Source organism: Pseudomonas sp. P5_B2 (assembly GCF_056400445.1).
The window spans coordinates 1-1797 of sequence record NZ_JBFULH010000750.1 but is presented as its reverse complement, the minus strand read 5'-3'; the positions used below and the strand labels follow the sequence as shown (position 1 = coordinate 1797).

Annotated in this window: 2 protein-coding genes; both read right to left on the bottom strand. The window is 59.4% G+C overall.

Annotation, left to right across the window (positions count from 1 at the left end):
• Nucleotides 1-69 precede the first annotated feature (69 nt).
• Nucleotides 70-1056 (bottom strand): NAD(P)-dependent oxidoreductase, encoded by a 987-nt coding sequence (locus AC1DRJ_RS26330; RefSeq protein ID WP_477804728.1) that lies wholly within the window; start codon nt 1054-1056, stop codon nt 70-72.
• 21 nt (nt 1057-1077) lie between these two features.
• On the bottom strand, nt 1078-1797 hold a 720-nt coding region (locus AC1DRJ_RS26325; RefSeq protein ID WP_477804727.1), incomplete at its 5' end, for an MFS transporter.

Genomic DNA, 1797 nt, shown 5'->3' with positions numbered 1-1797 from the left:
GTTCACAAATCAAATGTGGGATTGGCGGTGCGACGATTCGACTTGCTCGCGAAGGCTGACTAACAAACGCTAAATGACTGAGCTTTGCCACGCCCCTGCATTCACCAGATTTTTCGGTCGCTCTCCAGCCAACGCCATCAGCAGATTATCCACCGCACACGTAGCCATCGCCTCTCGCGTCTCATGCGTCGCCGACCCCATGTGCGGCGTCGCCACCACGTTGTTCAACGTCAACAACGGCGAATCCAGGTCCAGCGGCTCACGCTCGAACACATCCAGCCCCGCCCCCCGAATCTGCCCCGCGCGCAACGCTTCAATCAGCGCCGCTTCGTCCACCACCTTGCCCCGGGAAATGTTGATGAAGATGCTCTGCGGGCGCATCAAGGCGAACTCTTTAGCGCCGATCAACCCCTCGGTTTCAGCCGTCAACGGCAAGGTCAGGCAAATGAAATCCGCCTGCTGCAACAACTCCGTCAGGCTTCTGTACTGCGCATTGAAACGCTGCTCCACCGCCGGTTTCGGAGTGTGGCTGTGATAAATCACCGGCATGCCAAACCCGAAATGCCCGCGCTGCGCCAATGCCTCGCCGATGCGGCCCATGCCGATGATGCCCAGGGTTTTTCCATGCACATCGGTGCCGAAATGCGCCGGGCCGATGTTGCGCTTCCACTCGCCGTTGCGAACCATGTTCGCCAGTTCCACCACACGCCGGGCGGTTGCCAGAATCAGTGCGAAACCGGTGTCCGCGGTCGTTTCAGTCAGCACGTCAGGCGTGTTGCTGAGCAGGATGCGGCGCTCGGTGAGGTAGTCAATGTCGTAGTTGTCGACGCCGACGGAGACGCTGGCGATGGCTTCGAGATTCGGCGCCAGCTCCAATAAATCCGCGTCCAGTTTCAGGCTCGCACCCAGCAGACCGTGGGCGCGAGGCAGGGCCTCACGCAATTGCGCGAGCCCCTCCGGGTTGAGGTTGTCGATCAGCGTCACCTCGGTGTGCTCATGCAGGCGAGCCATGAGCAGCGGCGAGAGTTTCTTGTACAGCACAACCTGCTTTTTCATCGTCGTGTTCTCAATTTCAATTCAAGGGTGAGCAGCGGCTGAACGTTGCGCAGCCGCCTTCTCCACGACCCGGTCACTGGCACCGGGCTTGAGGCATAGAGTCAGCACCACCGAGAGCATCAACGCGCCGCTCATCAGCAAATACGAAGCGCCTGGCGATCCGGTGCTGCTGTTCAAGTAGCCGACCAGATACGAGCCGCCAAACGAACCCAGCGCGCCCATGCTGTTGATCAGCGCCATGGCGCCCCCGGCGACGTTGGCCGGAAGAATCTCCGGGATGATCGCGAAAAACGGCCCGTAAGGCGCATACATACAGGCGCCGGCAATCACCAACAGGGTGTAAGACCACCAGAAATGTTCGGCGCCCAACGCATAAGAGGCGTAGAAAGCGATGGAGGCAATCAGCAGCGGCGGCCAGACGAAGCGTTTACGCTTCTGCAATTTGTCCGAACCCCAGGACACCAGCAGCATGCCAATCACAGCGGCCAGATACGGCAGCGCCGACAGCCAACCCGCCTGAACCATGTCCATCTTTGCGCCGGCCTTGAGGATCGACGGCAGCCACAGCACGAAGCCGTAAACCCCAATGCTCCAGCAGAAAAACTGCAACGCGAGGATGATCACTTTCGGCGAGCGAAAGGCTTCGGCGTAGTTTTTCACCGCTTTAATGCCAACTTGTTCAGCGGCAAGCGCGCTTTCGAGATCCTGCTTCTCTTTATCACTGAGCCATGTAGCTTGAGC